The following is a 24136-nucleotide window of genomic DNA, read 5'->3' as shown; positions in this document are numbered from 1 at the left end:
TTATAAAACAGGCCGTCATGGAAGAGGTACGCATGGATACAGTGATGTAACAGTGCGCAGAAACTAACAGCGAGAAACTATGACAACACCTGATACCGGCAAAAAAAAACAACGCTTAGCCTCGTTAGATGCGCTGCGCGGTATGGACATGTTTTGGATTTTAGGCGGGCAATCTATTTTTGCCGCATTGTTCGTATTAACAGGTTGGCAAGGGTGGAAGGCATTTGAAGCGCATACAGTGCATTCGCAATGGCACGGTTTCACCTTTTACGACCTTATTTTCCCGCTATTTATCTTTCTCTCTGGTGTGGCCATGGGACTTTCCCCGAAGCGGATTGATCATCTGCCGCTGGCCGAACGCAAACCTTTTTATCACAAAGCAGTAAAACGCCTGTTACTACTTAGTGCCTTAGGAGTTCTCTATAATCACGGCTGGGGCACAGGAATGCCAATGGCATTTGACGAAATTCGCTATGCCAGTGTACTTGGGCGTATAGCTATTGCCTGGTTTATCGCGGCGATGCTGGTATGGCATACCTCGTTGCGCACTCAAGCAATTGTTGCTGTCGTAATTTTGTTAGGCTACTGGCTCTGGTTGACGGTGTTGCCGGTACCCGGCGGCCACGGCTCGCCGCTGAGTCCTGAGGGCAGTTGGAATGCCTGGGTTGATCAACACCTATTACCTGGTATTACCTACCAAAACCGGCCTCTTGACCCAGAAGGTTTACTGTCAAATATTCCTGCAGCCGCCAACGCTATTTTAGGTGTCTTTGCCGGGCAATTAATTGCTCGCGGTGCCACTCAAGGCCAATGGCGAGTAGCGGCGCAGCTGCTTGCTGCGGGGTTAGTCAGCTTAGCGCTAGGTTGGGGATGGGACAGTGTCTTTCCAGTGAATAAAGAATTGTGGACCAGCTCGTTTGTACTCGTTACTGTCGGCTGGAGTGCAATTTTATTGGCGGTGTTCTATGGCGTGGTTGATATTCTTGGCCAACGTAAAGCCGCTTATCCGTTTGTAATTATCGGCGCTAATTCAATTATTATTTACCTCGCTTCAAGCTTAGTGAACTGGGGCTACATCGCCAATAGTGTGTTTGGTGGGGTCGTGCGCTCTGTCAGTGAGCCATGGCAACCTCTATTTGCTGTCGTCGCCTTGTTAACAGTACAGCTGCTTGTCTTACACTGGATGTATAAACGTAAAATCTTTGTCAGTGTTTAACCCTGTTGATGTTTAATAAATAACTAAAAAAGTGACATTTTTTGCTCACTTTTACTTTACAAATTAGGTTTTATAACCAATAATGACAGCGTTGTCATAATGGTGTAAACCTAATTACAGTATCCCGATTAGGTTCTGACCTATGACCAAGTTCAGATTGCACGGAACGCTTGGTCATAGGTCCCATTTTTATCAACTATAACAACGAGCTAAACATGCAAATCGTGATTCTTAAAGATGCTACAGAGGTAGCCCGTTACGGCGCTGACCTATTTGTAGCCCAGCTAAAAAAGCAACCCGCTTCCACGCTCGGCCTGGCGACAGGCTCAACGCCAGTGGCGCTATATCAAAATTTGATCAAAAAAAATCAACAGGGTGATATCAGCTTTTCACAAGTTACTAGCTTTAATCTAGATGAATACTTAGGCTTAGACGGCTCTCATCCGCAGAGCTACCGCTTCTTTATGAATGAGCAGTTGTTCGACCACATTGATATTGCCAAAGAGCGTACCCATGTACCGCCGGGCGATGCCCAAGATCCTATTGCTGCATGTCAAGAATATGAAGCGCGCATTCTCGCAGCCGGTGGCATCGATATTCAGTTACTTGGAATAGGGCGCAATGGCCATATAGGCTTTAATGAGCCCTCGTCAGGCCTAACATCGCGAACCCGTGTTAAGACCCTAACGAAGGCAACGATCGATGATAATGCTCGCTTTTTCAGCGAGGATGAATATCAGCCGCACTTATCCATTACCATGGGTATTGGTACCATACTTGATGCCAAAAAAGTGGTGTTATTGGCAACCGGTGAAAATAAAGCGGCAGCCATCAAAGCCACGGTAGAAGGGCCGCTAACTGCCTCTTGCCCAGCTTCGGCACTGCAGATGCATCGTGATGCCGTTATCGTTATTGATGAAGCCGCAGCCAGTGAGCTTGCCGATGTTGATTTCTACAAGCATATAGAGGCCGAAAATCAGAAGTTATTGGCGCGCCTAGCGGCTAAGTAACATCATGCTAAATACCATTAAAGCCCAGCTCGGGCTTTTTTTGTATCTGTGTTAGAGGCGTTTATTAATGAGAACAGGCACAACCCCTTGATGATTAATGTAACGATAAAAGAAGCGATGTCACTATCACCCGCATTACTGTGATTTTACTGAACTGTGATAATGTAGAACCATGTTGTCCTGAATTACCGCAAAACCATGCTGCAATACACCCAGTTGCCATTGGATAGGCACTCAAGCGAGCGTAAAGACCCTAACTGGCTGTTAAATAAACGCCCGCTGGGGCGATATGTATTAATAAATACAGATCGAAATCTGTTCAGTTTTAATAATCAAACCCCACTGTTTTTGAGCTATGAGCAAGTAAAAGACTTCGCCCCCGATAACGCGATTTATTTAGGTGAGCATCAATGCCAGCATTACTTTGCTCTTGATGTGAGTGAAACATTGGCTAACGACTGTGCTTATGCCGAAGGTGAATTTGTCGATATCCGCCGTTATGGCTCGATAGTTGAGCCTGGCGCTGCTGCAATACTGGTACTTGCGCGAGGGCTGTGCCATTGGCATAAGACCCACCGCTTTTGTGGCCGTTGCGGCAATGAAAATATTCAAGCGGAGGCCGGTCATGCCCGAAAATGCATCAACCGCGACTGTCGTCACCTTACTTTTCCACGTACCGATCCGGCCGTTATTATGTTGGTGCATCATATGTTCAATGATGGTATCGAACGCTGTTTATTAGGTCGTCAAGCAAGCTGGCCTGAGGGCGTCTATTCCACCTTAGCTGGATTTGTCGACCCAGGGGAAACACTCGAAGCCGCTGTTGCCAGAGAAGTGATGGAAGAGGCGGGAATAGCCGTGCAATCGCCACGCTATATTGCCTCACAGCCATGGCCTTTTCCGAGCTCGCTGATGTTAGGCTATATGGCACAGGCTAGCTCAACAGATATCTTTATTGACCAAGACGAGCTCAGCGACGCACGTTGGTTCTCTAGAGACGAGCTAAAGCATTTTGGCACTTGGGGAGATGCGGGCACTGACTACAAACTTCCCCGCTGCGATTCTATTTCACGGTATCTTATTGATACTTGGGTTGCACAGAATGAGGAAAACAAATGAAAAAACAAACACAGTTGATAAGCTCTGGGCGAGATAAAAAGTTCACTCAAGGGGTTGTTAACCCTGTGGTACAGCGCGCCTCTACGGTGGTTTTTGATTCCGTTGCTGAGTTTAAAGACGCAGCTAAAAATCGCGGAAACCATGCATTATTTTACGGCCGTCGCGGCACCACAACACACTTTGCGCTACAACAAGCAATTGCTCAGCTAGAAGGTGGAGCTGGCTGTGCCCTTTATCCGTCGGGCGCCGCTGCCATCAGTAATAGCCTGCTATCTTTTGTCAAAGCCGGCGATCATATTCTGATGATGGATAATGCCTATGAACCTACCCGGGATTTTTGCGACAAAGTGCTGGCAGGGTTAGGGGTGACAACCACCTATTATGACCCGCAAATTGGCGCCGATATTAGTACGCTTTTCCAAGAAAATACCAAGGTGCTATTTATGGAATCCCCCGGCTCAATCACCATGGAAATCCAAGATGTGCCCGCCATGGTGGCTGAGGCTAAGGCTCACAATATTATGACCATGCTGGATAACACTTACGGCAATGGTATGCATTTTCGACCCTTAGAGCATGGTGTTGATATTAGTATTCAGGCGGCCACCAAATACATAGTTGGTCACAGTGACGTGATGATGGGAGTCAGTGTTGCCAATGAGCAGCATTGGCCGGTGCTGCGCGAGCAGTCATACCTTTTGGGGCAATGTTGCAGTGCCGACGATGCATATTTGGCTTTGCGAGGGCTACGCACCATGGCTGTGAGGTTACAGCAACATGAGCGCAGTGCATTGCAAGTAGCAAAGTGGCTACAGTCGCACCCATTAGTGGATCATGTTCGTCACCCTGCGCTGGAAAGTTGTCCTGGCCATGCGTTTTTCAAACGCGATTTTGAAGGCAGTAATGGGTTATTCTCCATTGTAATGAAAGAGGGCACACAACAGGCCCTTGATGCCTTAGTTGAATCATTACACCATTTTAAAATGGGTTTCTCTTGGGGTGGCTTTGAGAGTCTAATTACCACCAACCTGAGCATGAAGGCTTTGCGCAGTGAAACGTCATGGCAGTATGGCCCGGTAGTGCGTTTGCATATCGGTTTAGAGGACGTCGATGACTTAATTGCCGACCTCAGCCAAGGGCTTGATGTGTACGCCAATGCTTTAGCCAATAAATAGCGTCAGACACATCTTTTTACAAGCGCTCATACTTTTGAGCGCTTTTTTCATTTATAGTAGCTACAAATAACTACAAATCAGGATATCAGGATGGATCCAAGGCGTATCTTCGAGCTGGTTAAATTTGAACTGGCGCGACACTTTCTTACCAAAAAGGCGTGGTTGGCGCTGCTTGCTTTTGCCTTAGTGTGGTTGATGATTTATCGCTACGGTATTTCTCAAGCTGTATCGGTGCTTTCAGACCCTAACTTTGAACAGTTTATGCTTGCCGCTTTTGGCAACCTAGGGTTACAGAGTTTATTGCACTGGCCTGATGCGGAAATGGCCGTATATTGGCTGATTGCCTTAGTCACCTTTCCTCTTTTCATTATTTATTTAACCAGTGATCAATTTGTTAGCGACAAAGAACGCGGCACGCTGCGGTTCATCGCTTTACGCGCCACTCGCGCTGAAATTCTATTAGGGCGCTATTTCGGTCATTGCTTAAGCGCCGCTGCGTTGCTGGCAATTAGCATTATCGGCACGCTGATCCTCATTGCCTTTCGCGATACCAGTGCACTGGTCCCAGCTTTGGCACGCGCGCTGCAGTTTGAACTCCTCCTGTTGGTTAATCTAATGCCGTTTATTGCCTTGATGACGTTATTGAATACCATAGCGCGCTCATCACGAATGGCGCTTATTTACGTTATTTTATTGTACACCATAGGGTTAATGGTACTGGCTATTCTACAAGGCCATTTAGGGCTGCCGATGTGGTTGGATTACCTTATTCCCGGTGAGCCGCTAGATAATATCGCCACCGTTCGGCCCAGCCCTGTCACCGACATAGCTTGGCCATTGTTGCAAAGTGGCCTGTTGTTAGCGCTAAGTTTTTATAAGTTGCAGCGGAGTAGTCTATGAGCCAGTTAATTTTAGCACGCGGCGTTAGCCACTATTTCGGCAGCAAAAAAGCGCTCGATAATGTTGATATTGAATTACAACCCGGAAAGCCCATTGCGTTAGTCGGCCCCAATGGTGCAGGTAAAACCACGCTGTTTAGCCTTATCTGCGGCTATTTGCAACCCAGTGAAGGCGAGATTAAGGTATTGGGACATCGTCCCGGCAGCGCCGCGTTGTTTGGTCAGTTAAGTGCTTTACCACAAGACGCGCTACTGGACCCCAACTTTAGTGTTGCCCAGCAATTGGCTTTATATGCACGCCTGCAAGGTTTTAGCCAGCGCCAAGCAAAAATAGAAACACAGCGGGTGTTGGAACTGGTCAATCTCAAAGACACCGCAGACAGTCGTGCTAAAGAGCTTTCTCATGGCATGAAAAAGCGCATTTGTATCGCCCAAGCGCTGCTTGGTTCGCCGAAGTTGGTGATGCTTGATGAAGCAACGGCTGGTTTAGACCCCGCCAATGCCAGGGCTATTCGAGAGTTGGTCAGTGCGCTCAGTACCGAGACGACCTTTGTATTGAGCTCGCACGACTTATCGGAGCTGGAGCGGCTCTGCGACCGCGTTTTATACTTGCAGCAAGGGCGCTTGGCGACCCATCAATTGGACTCGCAAACCGAGCAGTTGGCGTATCTAACTCTGCAACTACGTGAGCAAAACGATCACGTTGCAGCGGCGTTACAGGCGCTTCCTCACGTAGTGAGCGTTGATAATAGTCAGCGTAATGAATTTGTTATTGGTTACAGCAGCGAGGGTCTCAGTGAGGCAATGGATATCGCGTTGCTAACGCTGTGCCATAAACAACAGTGGCGTTATCGCGCCCTGATAAACGGTCACACCCTAGAAAATCAATTATTCGCAACAGGAGCGTAGCAATGGGATTACTTAGTGGATTAATTGGCAATGCCAGTGAAGTAGATGAAGGGGAGTTAGACTCTTTACTTGAAGAGATACTTGCTCCAGGTGAGAACCTAGAAAAAGCGTATAAAGTGATCCGCGACTTATTCTTGTTCACTAACAAACGTCTGATCTTAGTAGACAAACAAGGTGTAACAGGGTCGAAGATGGAGGTGCTCAGTATTCCATTTAGTAAAATCACTAAGTTCAGTAAGGAAAGTGCTGGCCACTTTGATATGGATGCTGAACTGAAAATTTGGATAGGCTCTGATCCGAGTCCGTTGTGTAAGAACTTTAAAGCGGGTGATAACATTAACGAAGTGTATCGGATCCTATCTCGCTACGTTTTGTAAAAAACTGTACCTATATCTAACAAAAACTAACATTTATTTAAAACAATCAAGTGCTTAGTTAAGTTATAATTCATTTCAACAGCGCTAGAGTGGCGCTGTTTTAAAAAACTAGATATAGGGAAATCTATTTATGAAAAAACTATCCGTCGCCATCGCGTCTGTACTTTTCTCCGGTGCTGCCTTCGCACAGTCTTATCAATCAATCAGCAACCTTGAATACCTCAATGTAGAAAGTGAGGACAATGTTGCCGTAGATTCGATTTACTACTTCGCACCAAAGCAGGTGTTGGGCCCGCTTGATCAGTTTGAGTATATTAACAAAGAGTCAAACATCTTTGGTCGTATCTCAGACAATGATTATGCGACTGGCTACAACGTAGGCGGTGAATACTTCGCGGATCAATTCCTAGTAGGCGCGTCTTACAGCGTTGTTGACCCAGATGACTTCGACAGTGCTGATCAATACACACTAAGCCTTGGTTACCTAGTTAGCGACAACTTCTTGTTGAAAGCTGAGCGCGTAGACCCAGAGCACGGTGATGAAACTTACTTCTTCTCTGGCCGTTACGATCACGCTTTAAACAGCACTGATTACATCGGTTTTGAAGTGCGTATTGATGACGAGTTCGACCACCGTGAGCTTAACGGTAAGTACTTCAAAGACCTTAAGCAAGGTAACTACTTAACTGTTGAAGCACAGTACATTAACCGTGACGATGCGGACAACTACTGGCAGCTAGGTTCTAACTACTACTTCAACAAAATGACGTCAGTATTCGTTAACTTCGACGATGAAGACTTCTATAATTTTGGTGCGAAATACTTCATCGACACCAACTTCGCAGTATCTGCTGGTTACGGCAGCAACTGGGATGAGTCAAGCTATGATCAGTGGTTCCTAAAAGCAACTGCACAGTTCTAAGCGTTGAACTAATTAATAAAAAAAGCCCAGCATATGCTGGGCTTTTTTGTCGCTAATGGTTAATAACGCTTACCAACCACATTGACGACCCTTGTTTTGCTCATCTAGGTAAGCTTGTAATGGTGCAAAATAATCAAGAATAGCGGTTGCATCCATTTGCTCTTTACCTGTTACTTTTGCGAGCGCTTGTTGCCATGGCTGCGACGAGCCCATTTCTAACATCTCGTTGAGTCGCTGCCCAGCTTCTTTTGAGTTATAGATGGAGCAACGGTGAATGGCGGCGTCATTGCCGGCAATCTCACACAGGCTACGATGGAAGTCGAACTGTAAAATATGGGCTAGGAAATAGCGAGTATAAGGCGTGTTTCCAGGCACGTGGTATTTGGCCCCCGGATCAAAGTCTGACTCAGAACGAGCGATGGGAGCGCTGATCCCTTGATACTTCTTGCGCAACTGCCACCAAGCTTGGTTGTACTGCTCTGGGGTAATTTCTCCAGAAAACACCTGCCAACGCCACTGATCAACTAACAAACCAAATGGGATAAAGGCCACTTTATCTAGTGCCATGCGCATGAGTAAGCCAATGTCTTTAGATTCATCAGGGACTTCATCTAATAGGCCAATCTCTTTTAAATACTCAGGAGTGACCGACAGCGCAATCGTATCGCCAATGGCTTCGTGGAATCCATCGTTGGCACTTTCTTGATAGTACAGAGGTTGCTGGTTGTAAGCGCGTTGGTAGAAGTTGTGTCCTAATTCATGGTGAATGGTAGCAAATTCTTCGCCGGTGCGCTGAATACACATCTTAATGCGTAAATCATCTTTACTATCGAGGTTCCACGCTGATGCATGACATTGCACATCGCGATCCTGAGGTTTGGTAAATAAAGAGCGCTCATAGAAAGTATCAGGTAGCGGTGCAAAGCCCATGGAGGTGAAAAACTTTTCCGCACCGCGCACCATCTCTAGCTCATCATAGTCATGTTGCGCTAGTAGCTCGGTCACATCATAGCCAGGATCGGCATTTTCAGGCGCAACCAAGTCGTAGATATTACCCCATTGTTGTGCCCACATATTACCGAGTAAGTGCGCTGGAATGGTGCCATCTTCAGGTAATTTATCTTCGCCATACTGCTCACCCAGCTTGGCGCGCACATGACAGTGCAGGGAGTCATATAAAGGCTTAACTTGGCCCCATAGGCGGTCAAGTTCAGTGGCAAATTCATCGGCGGGCATATCGTACTTACTGCGCCACATTGCCCCTGTATCGGCATAGCCAAGCTCTTGCGCGCCTTCATTCGTTAACGTGACTTGCTGTTCGTATAAAGGGCGCATAGGCTTAGAAATTTGTCGCCACCCCTGCCATAGATCTAACAACTCATTGTAGTCGCGACTCGATGCCATGGTTGCGGTCATCTCACCGAGACTTAAACATTGGCCATCATCTTTACAATACTCGCCTTTGCCATACAGACCATCAAGCTCAGCGACAATGTTGGCCAGCTTTTCGGTTTTTGCTGCATCTTGTGGTGCCGGTAGCGTCAGTGCCAGTTTCAGTTTATCGAGCTTGCGACGGCTATCAGCGTCTAACTCCAGATCATCAAAACGGGCAGCCTCATTGGCTAAACGTACGATGGTTTCGGTCACTTCTTGGTTCGCAGCCGCTGCGAGCTGTGCCGTATCATGAGTAATAAAATTGGCGTAAATCCACGCGGCACGGCTACTTTTCTCATACAGCTTGGCTAACTGCTGTTCAGTGTTTGCTAAAAACGCTTTGGCATCAGTTGCTGTGAGTTTGTTGCTGCTCATTTTTGTTTCTGCAGCGCTCTCAGTGGGCTGAGTTGTGGTTGTGTCATTGCAGCCACTTAACCCTAAGGTTACCGAGACCAAAACCGCACTCAGGCTCAGTTTAAATGGAAGACGTGTCATTATTTTTCCTCTAATTGTTATCGGCGATGGTGGGCATCGCTAACGCCGGCTAAATATAGCAGCGTACGCAGAGGGGGTAAATTATTATAGATAGTCAGAGCACTCGGCTAGTACATTGAAGGGATTGTAAATATTTGCCGTTCGTCCATACTGAAAAACACCCTTTACGGTATCAAGGAACACAAGATGATGTGGTTAGTTTTATTAATCATCGTAGCTGTGATCGTTATTTTCGCAGTACGAGATATTCGCATGAGCATTGTTACTCGACCAGTTTTCAAGTGGTTTAAACAAGCATTACCGCCGCTGTCTGCGACAGAGCGAGATGCCATGGAAGCGGGCGATATCTGGTGGGATGGGGAGCTCTTTCGCGGCAACCCCGATTGGCACCAATTGCACCAGTATGCAACCTCACAGTTAAGTGCTGAAGAACGTGAGTTTATTGATAACCAAGTCGTTGAGCTGTGCGCCATGCTTGATGATGAAACCATTACCGCACAACAGGACATGCCAGAGTCAGTGTGGCAGTACCTAAAGGATGAGGGTTTTTTCGCCCTAATTATTCCCAAAGAGCACGGTGGTCATGACTTCTCGGCATTGGCCAACTCAACCATTGTTGCCAAAATTGCCAGTAAAAGCCTAAGTGCTGCGGTGACTGTCATGGTGCCCAATAGCTTAGGCCCCGCTGAGCTTCTGCTTCATTATGGCACCTTGTCACAACAACAACAGTGGTTACCTAAGCTTGCCAAAGGCGAAGCGCTGCCATGTTTTGCCTTAACCGGCCCAGAAGCAGGTTCGGATGCCGGTGCCATTCCAGATACTGGGGTTGTATGCAAAGAAGAATTTGCCGGTAAGGAAGTGCTGGGTTTGCGTCTAAACTGGTCAAAACGCTATATCACCTTGGCACCGCGCGCGACAGTATTGGGCTTGGCCTTTAAAATGTTCGACCCCGACGGATTATTAGGGACAACAAAAAATATCGGTATTACCTGTGCATTGATCCCCACCGACCACCCCGGAGTACGCACTGGCGACAGGCATAAACCCATGAATATGGGCTTTTTAAATGGCACCACAGAAGGGAAAGATGTCTTCATTCCACTTGAGTGGATTATCGGTGGTGAAGTGCAAGCAGGCAACGGTTGGCGCATGCTAGTGGAATGTTTAAGTGCGGGGCGTGGTATTTCATTGCCAGCGCTGAGCACGGCAACCGGGCACTTGAGTGCGCGCACCAGTGGCGCTTACGCAGCGCTAAGGCAACAATTTGGTGTCGCGATTGGCGAATTTGAGGGAATACAAGAAGCCCTCGCTCGCATCGGCGGATTAACCTATCAATTAGAAGCTACGCGGGTCTTGACCGCAACGGCGATAGACCAAAAATTAAGCCCCTCGGTGATCACCGCCATCGCTAAGTATCATATGACCGAGATGGGCCGCCAAGTGATCAACGATGCCTTGGATATACACGCCGGCAAGGGCATTCAAATGGGCCCCAATAATTATCTCGCCCATTGTTATATGGGCACACCGGTATCGATCACCGTAGAGGGAGCCAATATTCTTACCCGGAACCTGATGATTTTTGGGCAAGGCGCGATCCGCTGCCACCCCTATGTGATTGATGAAATGGTTGCTGCAGGGCTTGATGATGAAGAAAAAGGGGTGCGTGAGTTTGATCCGCTGCTTTGCCAGCATATGTTATACAGTGCTGGTAATGGCGTTATGTCGTTTGTGTATGCGCTCAGTGGTAGCTATTTTGCCAAGGCGCCCGTCGGTGGAGCGACAGCCAAATACTACCGCTACCTAGGGCGCTTCTCTAGAGCGCTGGCATTTTGTGCCGATATTGCCATGCTCCGTTTCGGGGGCGATTTAAAGCGCCGGGAAATGCTGTCGGCTCGTTTGGGTGATGTGCTCAGCCACTTGTACCTCGCCTCTGCAGTACTTAAGCGCTACCAAGATGAGGGCCATCAACACGCCGATTTGCCATTTGTACAATACAGTGTTGAGCGTAGCCTTTATCTGTGCGCCAAAGCCTTTGATGAATTTATCTACAACCTAGGAAGCTGGCCCCTGTCGTTGGCTGTTCGTGCCGTGGTACTACCACTGGGCAATCATTTTAAAATGCCTAAGGATGAGGTCGCTAAGCAAGTTGCGCAGCATATGACTCGCAGTGGCGTGGTACGTGAGCGCCTCACGCATTTATGTGTGGTTGATGACAGCAATGGTACAGCGGTGCTTGATAAAGCTTTAGAAGCGCAACAACATGCAGCTCAAGGATATCGTGAGGTTCATAAGTTGCGTAAAAAAGGAGAGATTCAAGGGCTGACGATGATGCAGCTAATTGAAGATGCACGGGCTAAGAATAAGCTTAGTGCTGAGCAGAGCGAGCAACTGATTGCGGCTGAGTCACTAAGGCAAGAGGTCATCGCTGTGGATGTCTTTGCCGCGCAAGAGTTTGAGTGATTAGAGACAATAAAAGGCCGCAAAAGCGGCCTTTTTTACTAACGACCGTAAGGGTCGGGGACAATCTCACTCACCAGCCAATCACCGCGTTCACGGATCATCTTCACACTGCGCATATCATCGACTTGGTTGCCATGAAAGTGCCCGGTGAATACTAAATTGATAGTAGCGCGGTCACCGTATTGTTGGCGAACACTCATCTCGGTACGGTCTAACTCAATGGTGACCTGATCATATTGTAAATTAACTAGGTTACGAGTGAATTGTGATGCCGTGCCGTAGGAGCGCATAATACGCGCTAATTTTGGGGTCGCATATTGTGTGGCGCGCTCAAGGTTATCGTGGTTGTACAACGCATAGAAGTACTGAGTTGCCACGTAACCCGGAGAGTTAGGATCGCCTGTAATATCATCGTCGTTTTGGCCGCAGGCAGTCAATAAAAGTATCAGAGCAAGAAGTAAAGTACGTTTCATTCCACTGTATTTAATAAAGGCTATACACTGGAATAAAGTGTGAGGGGCAATTGAAAATATGTAAAGAAAAAGGCGCTAAAGCGCCTTTTTTTCAGAATAAAGAATGGCTCTTGGCTTTACTGCTCAAGTTCCTGATCACTGAACTCACCAGCAAACAACGGACTTGAAAGGTAGCGCTCGGCAGAGCTTGGCAGAATAACCACGAAGTTTTTATCAGCATTCTCTGGCTTTTCAGCAAGACGCTTAGCAGCGACCACAGCAGCACCTGATGAAATACCGGCTAAGATCCCTTCGTTTTTCATCAGTTCATGTGCCATAGCGATGGCGTCATCATTACTGACTTGTTCAACCCCATCTAACAACTCTAAATCTAGGTTACCAGGAATAAAACCAGCACCAATACCTTGAATTTTATGGGGGCCCGGCTTGACCTCTTGACCTACCATTGTTTGGCTGATCACTGGAGAATCCGTTGGCTCAACAGCAATAGATTGCACATTTAAGCCTTTCTCTTGCTTAAGATAGCGGCTTACGCCGGTGATAGTACCGCCAGTGCCGACACCAGCAATGAAGAAGTCGACTTTACCATCGAGTGCATCAAAGATCTCTGGACCCGTTGTCTCGAAGTGAATTTTCGGGTTAGCTGGGTTTTCAAACTGCTGTAACAGAATGTATTTATCAGGATCGCTGTCATGAATTTCTTTGGCTTTCTCAATCGCACCTTTCATGCCTTTAGGACCTTCGGTGAGCACTAAATTAGCACCTAGCGCTTTGAGTAGCTTACGGCGCTCCAAACTCATGCTGTTGGGCATGGTCAACGTCAACTTATAACCTCGAGAGGCCGCAACGAAAGCGAGGGCAATTCCGGTATTTCCTGATGTTGGCTCGATAAGCTCTTTATCTTTGGTCAGTTGTCCTGATTTTTCCGCTTCCCATATCATTGAAGCACCAATGCGGCACTTGACGCTGAAGCTCGGGTTGCGAGCTTCTACTTTGGCATAAACATTACCACCGGTAACACGGTTAAGTTTTACTAACGGGGTGTTACCAATGGATAGGGAGTTATCTTCGTAAATCTTTGACATATTCAATACCTAACGGGTTTGTCGCTGTATACCCTCACTTTACTCACTGTTTATGAAAACTAAAGGAAAGATTGGCTATATGATATAGCCAATCAGTTATAACGAAGAGGTATATAAATGTAGTTTCTTATATCACAAAATCCAAGCGTAACTGAATTTTGCAAACAGTGTACGATTATCTTTTTCCAGCCGTGATAAGTCATCGTCCTGGTAGCCACTGTCTGAGTAACCTACAAACACCACAGACTGTGGATTGAGTTTATAAGAGTAGAGTAGCTGGGTGCTCAATGCTCGATAGCGCGCATCCACTTCTTTAACGTAGCTACTAGGCTCGCGCTCGATGTCGGTATAAATCATGGTTAAACGCAAAAAGCTACGTAAATTAAATTGATAAGTTAAACGCAAGTCACTTAAATTAGCGCTGAAGATGTCCTCACCTGAGCGACGTTGCAAATCCTCGTAGGTGTGGCGCAAGCGCAGCGCTAGATGCGAATTGATATTGTAATTCACAGTGGGGCGAATACGCACAAACTCACCCAAACGGTTATTGGCCAAATCAACCTTATTACCTTGCGTTACATCGATATCAGCAACAACACCGGCGCTGGGTTTGATGGACGCAAATAGGTTTATTTCGTTTTCGTTGAAGCGCGCACTATTACCGTCGATTGCTAAGGATGATGGATCGGCTCGTAACCCACGCCGCTCTCGACTGATGGTGCCAAGCTCTAGATAACTTTGCCAGGGGCCATCAAGTGAAACAAAGCTTTGCGCCTCTTTTTCTATTAACTCGCCAGCTTGGTTGTGGGTAATATCCCAATCTGCATACCATCGGGCGCGATTCCACCATGCGTCTTGCTCGGCGTACCAACGGTATTCACCACCGGTGGTAAACTTGTTGAAGTCAGTTTCACTAAGAAAGCCTAAATCCGCACGCAGTCCACGGCTGCGCATATGATAATTACCAAACAGGCTGTAGTATTTGGTGTCTCTATCCAAGCTTAAATAATACCCATAGCCATCATAGCGCTGCTCGTTCACACGTAGCAAAGCTTCCGAATAACTGCAGTCATAGCGGCTATCACAAGGTTGTGCGGGTGACGCTTGGCAAGGTTCTTCGGCATCACATAATTGCTCAATGAAGTCCTCACTATAGTCACTTTGCGATGCTAGAGCTTGCACCACCAAGGTGGTGAAGTCGTCAAACCGATATTTACTATCGATGCTCAGCACTTCGTTGTGGTAATCGTCACTGCGTCTGAACGTCGAACTGGCACCCAGGGAAAACGCACTGCTGATATCGTAACGATAGCGCAGCGCGCCGGCTTGTGAGTGCTGCTCTAAACTCACAACTCGCGAACCCAAATTACCCGGTATAAGCACATTGGTTTGCTCATCGTTACTAATAAATGCGGCCACGGTGTGGCCATTCTTGCTTCCGGTTAGTTTCGCTCCTGCGCCAGGCGCGGCGATATTTCGGGTATAAATTAAGTTTAAATTCGAAGCAAAATAATCGGCATTATCTAAAAAGAAGCTGCGCTTTTCTGGGAAGAATAAGCTAAAGCTTTCATTGACGTTGAGTTGTGCAACATCGGCCTCTACTTGTGAGAAGTCGGGATTAACAGTGGCATTGAGCGTTAAATCTGGGGTGATCCCCCATTTCAGGTCTAAGCTTGGCTCAATGTTATTGTCTTTTTGCCAAGGCTTTAGGACCGCGCCATTGATGTCGCGTTGTTGCTGTTGGTTAAGCACCAAGGAGGGAACAACGGTGAGGTTACTGCTTTGTTCGGCATTAGCAAAACCGTTCACTTGCGGCATTTGGCATATCCAGCAGTGATTACCATGGTCCAATTGCATACTTGAGAGGCGAAGGCGCTCATTTCGTGGATAAAAGCGCACTAACTCCATGGTCATGGCTTGGCTGCGTGGTGCGTCATCGAAGTTGAACATACGCATAGGTAAGGCTATTTCCACCTGGTATCCTTGAGCGGTGATATGGCCTGCGCTATCCCAAATGCCATCCCAGGCACTGTTTTCAGTTTTACTCAACTCATTTTCGATAGAGTCTTGCTGAACTCCAAGCGGATTGACAAAAAACTGATAGGCCAGCTTGGCACTGCCATAGGTGTCCAGTTTTATCCCTACTAAGTCATCATCCCAAGCGCTATCACGATCGCGATAAAAGGCACGAATTTCCTCGGGGTGAGGGTCCTCGGCGATAAACCCTAAATAGAGAGTATCGTCATTTTCATAAATCAGCGCGGTGGTACTCACCGGTGATGGTTTATTTTCATAGGGCCAAGTGATGTTATTTACACTGATGCGCTTAGCCTGTTGCCATTGCGGCTCATCCAAGCGACCATCAATAGTCGCTGCATCAGCGAGGTAGGGGATATTGAGTGCCGGCTGTGCCGTTTCAGCCAATACAATAAAGGGAGTAACGGCCATGGCTAAAACAGCAAGGCGACCTGCGAGAAAACGAGACAAAAGCACAACATGTCCAAGTGATGATTATTGATGGCGCTGTTGTAACAAGTTAGCAGGGTGTAAACAAAATATATTCGTTCAGTTGCGATTCAGCGCGATAAACCGCGCAGGTGCTCAATGATTAGACACTTAGCTTTGTGCTCAGCGGTTTTTCCATACATTGATGGCAAAAAATGTTAAAACAGGTGGCATTATTCATTACTCCTAAACCATCATGAAATTGATACTTAAATTGGTTGCTGGCATTGTCCTTGGAATGCTAATCGGCGCCTTTGCACCGGAGGCTGTAGCACGGGCTTTGTATACTGCCAAAGTGCTTATCGGCGAGCTGATAGGCTTTACCATTCCACTTATTATTTTATTTTTTATTTGTTCAGGCATCGCTGGGCTACCCAAAGGGGCGAATCATTTACTTGGCCGCACAGTGGGGTTTGCTTATGGTTCGACGGTGGTAGCAGGGACCTTGGCAATCATTGTTATGACTTGGGCCGCCCCTTATATAAGTGGTTCAATCAATTTTCATGGCGGTGAAGAATCGGCTCTGAGCAGCTTTATTGATATAGAGATACCGCCGTTGATGGGGGTGATGAGTGCATTAGTGGCGGCATTCGCCTTTGGCATCGGTATCAGTCAGCGCCAGCTGACACAGTTACAACAAGTGGTTGATCAAGGGAAAGAAGTGATTGACGGGTTACTCTCTAAAGTCATCATCCCAGCGTTACCATTTTATATTGCCGGGGTGTTCGCTGACATGACCGTTGCCGGCACCGTAGCCTCAACATTGCAAACTTTTGCCGTTGTCCTTGCCATCGCTCTGGTTATGCATTGGGTATGGCTAAGTGTGCTGTACATTGGCACCGGATTATTATTGGGGCGCTCACCTTGGATGTTATTAAAGAATATGTTGCCTGCTTATTTAACCGCACTTGGCACAATGTCCAGTGCCGCGACCATCCCGGTATCGCTTAAAGCCAGTAAAGATAATGGCGTAAAAGAACACATTGCTAATTTCAGTGTACCGCTGTGCGCGACCATCCACCTCTCTGGCTCGACCATTACCATCGTTACCTGTGCCATGGCGGTGATGGCACTATCACCGACAATGGCGATAGGAAGCTTGACGGAAATGCTGCCATTTGTACTAATGTTAGGTATAGTGATGATCGCAGCCCCTGGGGCACCAGGCGGTGCGGTTATGTCTGCACTGGGGCTATTAACCAGTATGCTTGGGTTCACTGATGCAGAAATTGCATTAATGATCGCATTGTATTTGGCTCAAGACAGCTTTGGCACGGCCTGTAATGTGACCGGTGATGGTATCATAGCATTGTGGGTTGACCGTTTTTCTGATAAAACAAGTGCTTGATTTAGGGTGTAAGAATAATACGTGTAGTTATTGTACAAAACAGCTGTAACTACACGTGTATAAAGAGGGTTTTCCTGTTGATTAATGTACTGCTAGTAGATGACCATGAACTGGTGCGTACCGGGATAAAGCGCATCCTTGATGATGTTCGCGGTTTTAAGGTTATCGGTGAAGCAAAAACTGGTGAAGAGGCGGTGCAGTTCTGCCGTCAAAATGAGCCAGACATCGTACTAATGGACATGAACATGCCGGGCATTGGCGGTCTTGAGGCCACGAAGAAGATCTGCCGTTACTGTCCTGATGTTAAAGTGATTGTGCTCACTGTTCATTGCGAAGACCCTTTCCCTAGCAAAGTCATGCAAATTGGCGCTCACGGTTACCTCACCAAAGGGGCGGGCCCTGAAGAGGTTGTTAATGCGATTCGCGCAGTGAACTCCGGTCAACGCTACATTGCGCCACAAATTGCTCAGCAAATTGCGTTGGCGCAGTTCAGTGGTCGTACCGACGAAAACCCATTTCAAACTCTCTCAGATCGCGAACTGCAAATTATGCTGATGATTACGCGAGGCGAAAAGGTGCAAAGCATCGCCGACCGATTAAATCTAAGCTCAAAAACGGTCAACAGCTATCGCTATCGTATATTCGAAAAACTGGCTGTGAACGGCGACGTAGAACTTACGCACTTAGCCATTCGCCATAAAATGATAGATATTGATAGCGACCACTGATCCTGGCTATGAGTTTTGCTGCCGACCAGTTTTTAAAAACGGTCTCTGAAGAACCCGGCGTATATCGCATGCTAGATAGTGAGCAGCAAGTGATATACGTAGGTAAAGCGAAAAACCTTAAAAAGCGCCTTTCAAGCTATTTTCGTAAAACGGGCCTCGATGCTAAAACGCAAGTATTGGTGCGTAATATTGATGATATCAATGTAACGCTGACCAATACTGAAACCGAGGCCTTGCTATTAGAAAATAATCTGATCAAGAAGTATCAGCCACGCTACAATATTTTACTTCGCGATGATAAGTCCTACCCGTACATTTTATTGACTAAGCATCAACACCCTAGATTAGCTTTCCATCGCGGTGCGCGCAAAATCAAGGGTGAATACTTTGGCCCCTTTCCAAGTGCTGGCGCCGTTTCTGAAAGTCTGCGTTTGATGCAAAAGTTGTTTCCCGTACGTCAATGTGAAGACAGCTACTACAAAGCACGCAGCCGTCCTTGTTTGCAGTACCAACTTAAACGCTGCAGTGCGCCCTGTGTTGGCAAAGTCAGTGATGAAGAGTACAGCGCCCAAGTAGACTACGTACGTAAGTTTCTCGGTGGCAAATCCCATGAGGTAATAAGCTCATTAGTGGCTAAAATGGAACACGCCAGTGAGCAACTCGCCTTTGAAAAAGCTGCCAAGTACCGTGACCAAATCCAGCTGTTACGTAAAGTACAAGAGCAGCAGTCAGTGTCCGGAAAGCACGCTGAGCTAGATGCCCTTGGTTATTGTCGCCGTAATGGCATGGTTGCGGTGCATATTCTCATGGTGCGCGATCACAAAGTGATGGGCAGCAAAACGTTGTACCCTAAAGTGCCAAAAGACTCCAGCGATGACGAAATTTTAACGTCTTTTATTGCCCAGTATTATTGTGCGCCAGGAGCGACTGGACGTATCGCGAAAGAGTTGGTGCTGCCCTTTGCAATTGATGAGCAGCAACCGTTGAGCAATGCTATGAGTGAGCTTAAAAGCACACAAGTAAAGCTCAATACAGTGCATCGTGGCGAACGCGCTCAGTATCTGCAGTTAGCGAACAAAAATGCCGACTCTAGCTTAGAAGTGCAGCAAAGCACGCAAGATGCTATCAATAAACGCTACGCACTACTTAAAGAGGCGCTACACCTTGATGATATCGCTCGTATGGAGTGTTTCGATATCAGCCACACCATGGGTGAGAACACGGTGGCATCATGCGTGGTGTTTGACCGTCAAGGACCCAATAAGAGTGAATATAGACGTTTTAATGTCACCGGCATTACCCCAGGTGATGATTATGCCGCGATGGCCTTTGCGCTCAATAAACGGTATGGCAAGCTGACTGACGAGAGCAAGATCCCGGATGTCATTTTTATTGACGGTGGTAAGGGACAATTGAACCAAGCCGTGGCGTTTTTTAGCGATTGGCCGTTTGCAAAAATGCCCTTGCTTGTCGGCGTTGCTAAAGGCACTAGCCGAAAGCCAGGTTTAGAAACGTTATTGATTGATGCCGGGCGAAAAACCGTATCTCTTGGCAGTGATTCACCGGCGTTGCATCTTATTCAACATATTCGTGATGAGTCACACCGTTTTGCCATTGCTGGACACCGTAACAAGCGCCAGAAGCAGCGTAATCAATCAGTGCTTGAGGAAATCGGTGGCGTAGGGCAAAAGCGTCGCCAAGCGCTGCTAAAATACCTCGGTGGTATGCAAGGCGTGAAAAGCGCGACAATTGAGCAGCTCAGCCAAGCGCCGGGGATCAGTCCCGCGATGGCGGAAAAGATATTTAACCATTTGCATGACAAGGCATAGCCCTTCGTGCGAATATTACTGAAAAGAAAACGCTAAGAACGCCTAGTAGTTATGTGGAACATTCCCAATACCCTAACAGCCTTTAGGTTGTGTTTAATCCCAATTTTTTTATTTATCTTCTATCTACCGAGTCAATGGGCGTTTTTCGCAGCAGCATTTGTATTTTGGCTAGCGTCGATCACCGATATCCTTGATGGCTATCTAGCTCGGCGTTTAAATCAGTCGACGCCGTTCGGTGCCTTTTTAGACCCTGTTGCCGATAAAGTAATGGTCAGTGCAGCCCTGGTGGTGTTAGTTGGCCACTATCAAAGTGCGTGGATGACCGTACCAGCGTTGATTATTATCGGCCGCGAAATAGTGATCTCGGCTTTAAGAGAGTGGATGGCGGAGCAGGGTAAGCGTGGTGAGGTAGCGGTATCCCAACTTGGTAAGGTGAAAACAGCAGCGCAAATGCTCGCCCTTATTGGCCTGATTTGGCAATTTCAGCCTTGGATGGTGACCCTGAGTTATATTCTATTATACATAGCGACTATTCTGACCTTTGGCTCTATGGTGCAGTATCTCATGGCTGCGCGCCATAGCTTCTTCGCTAAAGAAGGCTAAATGTATAATAACACGCCGTTTTAGATAAAAATTAAGCAAACGATTCAAAACCCATATTTTTTGTATTGACGCGTTTAATAATCTCTGTAGAATGCGTCGGTGTTGAGAGGGCGCTAGCCCACCACTGCTTTAACTAAAGGTTATAAACAGTGTTCAATGATGCGAGTATAGCTCAGCTGGTAGAGCGCAACCTTGCCAAGGTTGAGGTCACGAGTTCGAACCTCGTTACTCGCTCCAATCATTGATGGCGGAATGGCAGAGTGGCCATGCAGCGGATTGCAAATCCGTCTACCTCGGTTCGACTCCGGGTTCCGCCTCCATATCTCAACGTTTCCACACGCGTATAGCAACCCGAGCCCGGGTGGTGGAATTGGTAGACACAAGGGATTTAAAATCCCTCGCTGGTAACAGCGTGCCGGTTCAAGTCCGGCCCCGGGCACCATTTGCTAACATTGCTTCGGCAATGAGTATAAGTTAGCTCTTATACAGTTAGGATTGCGAGTATAGCTCAGCTGGTAGAGCGCAACCTTGCCAAGGTTGAGGTCACGAGTTCGAACCTCGTTACTCGCTCCAATCTACTTAACGTGTGTATGACAGCATGTCAGCCATCCGCCCGGGTGGTGGAATTGGTAGACACAAGGGATTTAAAATCCCTCGCTGGTAACAGCGTGCCGGTTCAAGTCCGGCCCCGGGCACCATTTTCTAGCATTGCTTCGGCAATGAGTATAAGATGGCACTTATATATTTAGAATTGCGAGTATAGCTCAGCTGGTAGAGCGCAACCTTGCCAAGGTTGAGGTCACGAGTTCGAACCTCGTTACTCGCTCCAATTCTTAATAACATGCTAAAATCATATCTCTACGGCGGAATGGCAGAGTGGCTATGCAGCGGATTGCAAATCCGTCTACCTCGGTTCGACTCCGGGTTCCGCCTCCATAATAAATCCCTTTTTACTTACAGTTATTTTGTATATTGGCAGTCAGTTTAATGTCATGGCCGTTATACAAGTGAAACGGATATTCCTACTTTTTCCTAGTATTGTCTTGTTGTGCTCGTGCACCGCAGTTAAATTTAACCCACGTTATGAGCAGCAGCAGTGGCATACTGTGATCGTTGCGCCATTTAGCGGAGACAGTAGCGAGCGCACAGTAAGCAAGCGTGTAGATTACCAATTGAGCACGCTCGCTGGGATCACTGTTATCCCTAGTTACAACGTCGATATGCTGCTTAAACAGCATGATTTGCAAGAGCAATATGAGCAACACCCGCGAGAAGCGCTTTTTAAACTGGCTAAAAAGGTGAATGCGGACGGTGTGATAGAGGGGGAAGTGATTAGCAATCATGCCAATCGCTCTCAAGCTTTCCATCAAGTTGAGATCACTTCGCGCATCGTTGATACAAATAACTTAGCAATAGTAGCAACCAGCTATGAGCAAAACAGTGCACTGATCGGCTCGCTGAATGAGCTTTCTGTGCAAAGCACTGACGAAATAGTTGCTGAGCTAAAAATAGCACTAGCAAAACTAGGGGCACAGCTGCCTTAAATACAAAAAAAGGAGCGTGAAGCTCCTTTTTTGTTACCAAGCGTTTTTACCAAGAGTCGGGGTCGACTTCTTGTGCTAACTTGGGGTGTTTATTTTTATCAAAGGTGGGTACGGCACCTTGTTTTCGTTGTTGTTGGTAATCCTTACTCAGCCAAATCACGACGCCCGAAAGCATAAACAATGCAATGACATTAATAATGGCCATCATCCCCATTGAGATATCGGCGAGGGTCCATACGAGCTTTATCTCACCTAAAGAACCAAACATCACCATAGCCAATACCAAGGCGCGGAAAATCAGCATACCTTTCTCGTGATTATGTTCCAAAAATAACAGGTTAGTTTCTGCGTAAGAGTAATTTGCAACAATGGAGGTAAAGGCAAAAAATAAGATGGCAACGGCTACAAAAATAGCGCCCCATTCACCAACGTGTGTAACTAAAGCATTTTGTGTAAGAGCGATCCCAGTCAAGCCAGAGCCTGGGGCCAGCTGCCCTGAGAGCAATATAAGCGCGGCGGTGGCGGAGCAGATCACTATAGTATCGATAAACACCCCTAGCATTTGCACGTAACCTTGGGATGCAGGATGCGGTGGGTTGGGGGTAGCTGTTGCCGCTGCATTAGCCGCACTACCCATACCAGCTTCGTTAGAGAATAAGCCGCGTTTTATGCCTTGGATCATCGCCTGCATGACTCCATAGCCAATGGCACCCGCTCCGGCTTGCTCAATACCAAATGCATGGTTGATGACAACCATAAAGACCTGAGGAAGCTGCTCAAGATTAACCGCACACACATATAGTGCTAGCATTAAGTAAGCCAGTGCCATAAAGGGCACAACCAATTCTGCAAAGCGAGCAATGGTTTTTAAGCCACCGAATATCACAAAGCCAGAACCGATAACTAAGGCGATGCCGACAACGTAATTGGGGATAGCAAAGGCCTCATTAAAAGCCGCCGCAATAGAGTTTGCTTGTACGGCATTGAATACCAGACCAAACGCAAGAATTAAGCATAATGAAAAAGCAACGCCCATCCAGCGTTTACCCAAGCCTTTTTCCATGTAGTAGGCCGGACCACCACGAAAATTGCCGTGTTCATCCTTCACTTTATACGCTTGGGCTAATGTGCTTTCGGCAAAACTTGTGGCCATACCAATTAAAGCAATAAGCCACATCCAAAATATCGCACCGGGACCACCTAAATACAGAGCAACACCCACCCCGGCCATATTGCCGGTGCCAACGCGTGCAGCAAGTGACGTACAAAATGCTTGGAATGAGGATATCCCACCTTGCGCGCCTTGACGGCTGTTAAACATAACCTTAAAAGTATGGCCAAAGTCTCTAAATTGAATAAAGCCCAATCGCACAGTAAAGAATAGGCCAGCAGCGATTAGCAAATATACCAGCACATGCCCCCAAATAAGGCCGCTAATAGTATTAGCGATTTCGGTCATAACACGTGTACCTTTAGTTAGTATGAGAATAGCGCGGCAATCTAGCACATAGGTCGCGAGATTTTTAGTGAATTGGGGTATATAGATAAAAGAGACACATAATCGGTTAGTTTATGTTCGAAAAGCAGGGTTATCCACAGAGTTTTGTGGGTAAGTGGTGGTTAAGTTGTGGGGAGTGTCTTGAGGTCATGTTTTTTGCTGTTTTATTTAAAAAAGGGGTTGCGTCAATTTCGTTTCTCCCTATAATGCGCTCCCACTGACACGGCAGACAGCAACGGATAACGAGCTAGGCGCGGTGTGAGGGAGTCAAATAAAACTTAGTTTAAAGTGAATTAAAAAACTTAAAATTAAGTGTTGACACAAAATCAGGAAAGCGTAGAATGCGCAGCCCTGAACGGGAGCAAAGCTTCCGAGGTGAAAGCCTAAAACGTTCTTTAAAAATATGAAGCAATCATCTGTGTGGGCACTCGTACAGATTGAGTTCTAACAGCCGATTCTAGTTCGCTAGATGACGCAAACAAATTTAGAGTCTCAATTGAGCTG

The 24136-nt window shown here is 47.0% G+C and carries 19 protein-coding genes and 7 tRNA genes; 21 read left to right on the top strand and 5 right to left on the bottom strand.

All coding sequences use genetic code 11. The annotated features are described in order from the left end of the window. Positions 1–79: 79 nt before the first annotated feature. The 8 genes from MHM89_RS14695 (at position 80) to MHM89_RS14660 (ending at position 7627) form a co-directional block, all read left to right on the top strand. Positions 80–1216 carry a DUF5009 domain-containing protein gene (locus tag MHM89_RS14695; protein ID WP_239409106.1) on the top strand — a complete coding sequence of 379 codons (1137 nt, stop codon included), beginning with the start codon at positions 80–82 and terminating at the stop codon, positions 1214–1216. Between the two features lie 215 nt (positions 1217–1431). After that, the gene (gene nagB / locus MHM89_RS14690) at positions 1432–2226 is read left to right on the top strand and encodes a glucosamine-6-phosphate deaminase (RefSeq protein ID WP_152440556.1); all 795 of its coding nucleotides are present in this window, start codon (positions 1432–1434) and stop codon (positions 2224–2226) included. 198 nt (positions 2227–2424) lie between these two features. Next, on the top strand, positions 2425–3345 hold the full coding sequence (nudC, locus tag MHM89_RS14685) for an NAD(+) diphosphatase (RefSeq protein WP_239409105.1): 921 nt from the start codon (positions 2425–2427) through the stop codon (positions 3343–3345). After that, positions 3342–4520: a cystathionine beta-lyase gene (locus tag MHM89_RS14680; protein WP_239409104.1), complete on the top strand. Its 1179-nt coding sequence runs from the start codon at positions 3342–3344 to the stop codon at positions 4518–4520. The genes nudC and MHM89_RS14680 overlap by 4 nt, the downstream gene beginning before the upstream one ends. A 90-nt stretch (positions 4521–4610) precedes the next feature. Then, on the top strand, positions 4611–5420 hold the full coding sequence (locus tag MHM89_RS14675; protein ID WP_239409103.1) for an ABC transporter permease: 810 nt from the start codon (positions 4611–4613) through the stop codon (positions 5418–5420). Beyond that, positions 5417–6328 (top strand): ABC transporter ATP-binding protein, encoded by a 912-nt coding sequence (locus MHM89_RS14670; RefSeq protein ID WP_239409102.1) that lies wholly within the window; start codon positions 5417–5419, stop codon positions 6326–6328. The genes MHM89_RS14675 and MHM89_RS14670 overlap by 4 nt, the downstream gene beginning before the upstream one ends. Before the next feature lie 2 nt (positions 6329–6330). After that, positions 6331–6705, top strand: a complete 375-nt coding sequence (locus MHM89_RS14665; protein WP_022945089.1) for a PH domain-containing protein — start codon at positions 6331–6333, stop codon at positions 6703–6705. A gap of 130 nt (positions 6706–6835) precedes the next feature. Next, the gene (locus MHM89_RS14660; protein ID WP_022945090.1) at positions 6836–7627 is read left to right on the top strand and encodes a putative porin; all 792 of its coding nucleotides are present in this window, start codon (positions 6836–6838) and stop codon (positions 7625–7627) included. Positions 7628–7696: 69 nt separating this feature from the next. Here the strand turns inward: MHM89_RS14660 and MHM89_RS14655 are convergent, their stop codons facing one another. Beyond that, positions 7697–9556 carry a M2 family metallopeptidase gene (locus MHM89_RS14655; protein ID WP_053911560.1) on the bottom strand — a complete coding sequence of 620 codons (1860 nt, stop codon included), beginning with the start codon at positions 9554–9556 and terminating at the stop codon, positions 7697–7699. A 189-nt stretch (positions 9557–9745) separates the two neighbouring features. Here MHM89_RS14655 and MHM89_RS14650 point away from each other — a divergent pair, with 189 nt between their 5' ends. Further along, complete coding sequence (locus tag MHM89_RS14650; RefSeq protein WP_239409251.1) at positions 9746–12019, top strand: acyl-CoA dehydrogenase; 2274 nt, start codon at positions 9746–9748, stop codon at positions 12017–12019. Positions 12020–12057: 38 nt separating this feature from the next. On the opposite strand, the gene MHM89_RS14645 is transcribed toward MHM89_RS14650, so the two are convergent. From MHM89_RS14645 to MHM89_RS14635, 3 genes are all read right to left on the bottom strand, one after another. Then, entirely contained in the window at positions 12058–12492 is a 435-nt protein-coding gene (locus tag MHM89_RS14645; protein ID WP_022944544.1) for a hypothetical protein, read from the bottom strand. Between the two features lie 116 nt (positions 12493–12608). After that, positions 12609–13577, bottom strand: a complete 969-nt coding sequence (gene cysK / locus MHM89_RS14640) for a cysteine synthase A (protein WP_239409101.1) — start codon at positions 13575–13577, stop codon at positions 12609–12611. Between the two features lie 132 nt (positions 13578–13709). Next, the gene (locus MHM89_RS14635) at positions 13710–16070 is read right to left on the bottom strand and encodes a DUF5916 domain-containing protein (RefSeq protein WP_239409100.1); all 2361 of its coding nucleotides are present in this window, start codon (positions 16068–16070) and stop codon (positions 13710–13712) included. A 208-nt stretch (positions 16071–16278) separates the two neighbouring features. Between MHM89_RS14635 and MHM89_RS14630 the strand changes: the two genes are divergently transcribed. The 12 genes from MHM89_RS14630 (at position 16279) to MHM89_RS14575 (ending at position 22134) form a co-directional block, all read left to right on the top strand. Next, a complete protein-coding gene (locus tag MHM89_RS14630; RefSeq protein ID WP_138588923.1) occupies positions 16279–17430 on the top strand; it encodes a dicarboxylate/amino acid:cation symporter in 1152 nt (383 codons plus the stop codon). Between the two features lie 77 nt (positions 17431–17507). After that, the gene (gene uvrY, locus MHM89_RS14625; RefSeq protein WP_022944540.1) at positions 17508–18158 is read left to right on the top strand and encodes a UvrY/SirA/GacA family response regulator transcription factor; all 651 of its coding nucleotides are present in this window, start codon (positions 17508–17510) and stop codon (positions 18156–18158) included. Positions 18159–18166: 8 nt separating this feature from the next. After that, complete coding sequence (gene uvrC / locus MHM89_RS14620) at positions 18167–19987, top strand: excinuclease ABC subunit UvrC (protein ID WP_022944539.1); 1821 nt, start codon at positions 18167–18169, stop codon at positions 19985–19987. Between the two features lie 51 nt (positions 19988–20038). Continuing rightward, a complete protein-coding gene (pgsA, locus tag MHM89_RS14615; protein WP_239409099.1) occupies positions 20039–20590 on the top strand; it encodes a CDP-diacylglycerol--glycerol-3-phosphate 3-phosphatidyltransferase in 552 nt (183 codons plus the stop codon). A 161-nt stretch (positions 20591–20751) separates the two neighbouring features. After that, a tRNA-Gly gene (locus MHM89_RS14610) sits at positions 20752–20827 on the top strand. A 9-nt stretch (positions 20828–20836) separates the two neighbouring features. After that, positions 20837–20910, top strand: a tRNA-Cys gene (locus MHM89_RS14605). 35 nt (positions 20911–20945) lie between these two features. After that, positions 20946–21032: transfer RNA gene (locus MHM89_RS14600), tRNA-Leu, on the top strand. A gap of 55 nt (positions 21033–21087) precedes the next feature. After that, positions 21088–21163: transfer RNA gene (locus MHM89_RS14595), tRNA-Gly, on the top strand. Between the two features lie 38 nt (positions 21164–21201). Next, positions 21202–21288, top strand: a tRNA-Leu gene (locus MHM89_RS14590). A gap of 55 nt (positions 21289–21343) precedes the next feature. Then, positions 21344–21419 (top strand) — tRNA-Gly (locus MHM89_RS14585). A gap of 33 nt (positions 21420–21452) precedes the next feature. Further along, positions 21453–21526: transfer RNA gene (locus MHM89_RS14580), tRNA-Cys, on the top strand. A gap of 71 nt (positions 21527–21597) precedes the next feature. Further along, on the top strand, positions 21598–22134 hold the full coding sequence (locus MHM89_RS14575) for a hypothetical protein (protein WP_239409098.1): 537 nt from the start codon (positions 21598–21600) through the stop codon (positions 22132–22134). Between the two features lie 46 nt (positions 22135–22180). Here the strand turns inward: MHM89_RS14575 and MHM89_RS14570 are convergent, their stop codons facing one another. Continuing rightward, positions 22181–23593: a sodium:alanine symporter family protein gene (locus MHM89_RS14570; protein WP_239409097.1), complete on the bottom strand. Its 1413-nt coding sequence runs from the start codon at positions 23591–23593 to the stop codon at positions 22181–22183. Positions 23594–24136: the final 543 nt, after the last annotated feature.

Origin of the sequence: Pseudoalteromonas sp. CNC9-20, from assembly GCF_022347875.1 — a bacterium.
Lineage (GTDB): Bacteria > Pseudomonadota > Gammaproteobacteria > Enterobacterales > Alteromonadaceae > Pseudoalteromonas > Pseudoalteromonas ruthenica.
Note: the sequence above shows the minus strand (reverse complement) of the source record. Positions and strands in the feature narration are given on the sequence as shown.

Bases quoted from the DNA above. Each gene is read 5' to 3' on its own strand.
- MHM89_RS14695 (WP_239409106.1), top strand. From the start codon at position 80: ATGACAACACCTGATACCGGCAAAAAAAAACAACGCTTAGCCTCGTTA.
- nagB (WP_152440556.1), top strand. From the start codon at position 1,432: ATGCAAATCGTGATTCTTAAAGATGCTACAGAGGTAGCCCGTTACGGC.
- nudC (WP_239409105.1), top strand. From the start codon at position 2,425: ATGCTGCAATACACCCAGTTGCCATTGGATAGGCACTCAAGCGAGCGT.
- MHM89_RS14680 (WP_239409104.1), top strand. From the start codon at position 3,342: ATGAAAAAACAAACACAGTTGATAAGCTCTGGGCGAGATAAAAAGTTC.
- MHM89_RS14675 (WP_239409103.1), top strand. From the start codon at position 4,611: ATGGATCCAAGGCGTATCTTCGAGCTGGTTAAATTTGAACTGGCGCGA.
- MHM89_RS14670 (WP_239409102.1), top strand. From the start codon at position 5,417: ATGAGCCAGTTAATTTTAGCACGCGGCGTTAGCCACTATTTCGGCAGC.
- MHM89_RS14665 (WP_022945089.1), top strand. From the start codon at position 6,331: ATGGGATTACTTAGTGGATTAATTGGCAATGCCAGTGAAGTAGATGAA.
- MHM89_RS14660 (WP_022945090.1), top strand. From the start codon at position 6,836: ATGAAAAAACTATCCGTCGCCATCGCGTCTGTACTTTTCTCCGGTGCT.
- MHM89_RS14655 (WP_053911560.1), bottom strand. From the start codon at position 9,556: ATGACACGTCTTCCATTTAAACTGAGCCTGAGTGCGGTTTTGGTCTCG.
- MHM89_RS14650 (WP_239409251.1), top strand. From the start codon at position 9,746: ATGTGGTTAGTTTTATTAATCATCGTAGCTGTGATCGTTATTTTCGCA.
- MHM89_RS14645 (WP_022944544.1), bottom strand. From the start codon at position 12,492: ATGAAACGTACTTTACTTCTTGCTCTGATACTTTTATTGACTGCCTGC.
- cysK (WP_239409101.1), bottom strand. From the start codon at position 13,577: ATGTCAAAGATTTACGAAGATAACTCCCTATCCATTGGTAACACCCCG.
- MHM89_RS14630 (WP_138588923.1), top strand. From the start codon at position 16,279: ATGAAATTGATACTTAAATTGGTTGCTGGCATTGTCCTTGGAATGCTA.
- uvrC (WP_022944539.1), top strand. From the start codon at position 18,167: ATGAGTTTTGCTGCCGACCAGTTTTTAAAAACGGTCTCTGAAGAACCC.
- pgsA (WP_239409099.1), top strand. From the start codon at position 20,039: ATGTGGAACATTCCCAATACCCTAACAGCCTTTAGGTTGTGTTTAATC.
- MHM89_RS14570 (WP_239409097.1), bottom strand. From the start codon at position 23,593: ATGACCGAAATCGCTAATACTATTAGCGGCCTTATTTGGGGGCATGTG.